Below are 1087 nucleotides of genomic sequence, written 5' to 3'. Positions count from 1 at the left end.
ATCGCGTCGTCTTGTTCGTCGTGGCTGCGGTGATCGGTGCCATTGAGCGCGAAGTACCGCAGCGCGGCGAACTCGCACTCGATCCGGTTCAGCCACGACGAATACGTGGGCAGGAAGACGAGTTCGACGGCGTTGTCCGCGCACCATGTCCGGACCTCGGCGCGTTTATGGACCGAGTAGTTGTCGCAGATCAAATACAGTTTCTGCCCCGGCCACCGAGCTCGCAGGGACTTCAGGAACCCCAGAAACTCGGTCCATCGTTTTCGATCCCTGATCCGGTAGTACAGCTGCCCGGTCCGCAGGTCCAGCGCACCGAACATATGCCGGACACCCTGGGTGCGGCGGTAGGTCGCCCGCAGACGGCGCGGCCGTCGAGCAGCGAACCAGCCTCGGCCACTGCGGGGTTGCAGGTTCAGCGGCCCGAACTCATCCACGCAGATCACTCGACCGTCGTCCGGCGGGCGATCATAGAGGTCGAGCACCCGCGCCATCTTGGCCTGAAAATCCGGGTCGTTGCTGGCCTTCCAAGTTTTCGTGGCCTGCCACGACACCCCACCTGTCTTGAGAATCTGCCGGACGGTCTCGCGGCTGAGATCGGCAATTCCGTTGATCCGCAACACTTCCGCCAGTTTCGACAGGCTCCATGTCGAGAACGGCCACCCCAGGTCGCGGGGGCAGCACCGGGCGATCTGACAGATCCGATCACGCGTCGGTTGATCGGTCTTCGCCGGCCTGCCCCCGCTCCATTTTGGGTCCAGAGCGTCGAACCCCATCTCATTGAAGTCGTGGATCACCTGCCGCACATACGATTCCGACACCTGCATCAGCTTCGCGATGAACCCGACCGGCTGATGCTGCGCCGAGGCCATCACTACTACCGCCCGCCGCATCCGCACTGGCACCTTGCTGCGCCGAGCGATCTGAGCCAGCCTGCGGCCCTCTTCGGGGGTCACCGCTCTGACGAACACATCCGGCTTGCGAGCCACCGGCATCACCTCCACCGGCAGCATCACCGCTCACCGGCCGAGGATCAACCCGCCACCCCGGACAACGGTTCCAGCATCAACCTTCCCGGACACGGCACTAG

At 63.9% G+C, this 1087-nt stretch carries 1 protein-coding gene; it reads right to left on the bottom strand.

The features are described from left to right. Window positions 1-1010 (bottom strand): IS630 family transposase (locus tag ACFYTS_RS36585; protein ID WP_387309773.1); only part of this gene is annotated, 1010 nt, incomplete at its 3' end. Window positions 1011-1087 lie beyond the last annotated feature (77 nt).

Source organism: Nocardia sp. NPDC004151, assembly GCF_042874235.1.
Taxonomy (GTDB): Bacteria; Actinomycetota; Actinomycetes; order Mycobacteriales; family Mycobacteriaceae; genus Nocardia.
This window is presented reverse-complemented; position numbering and strand designations above follow the sequence as displayed.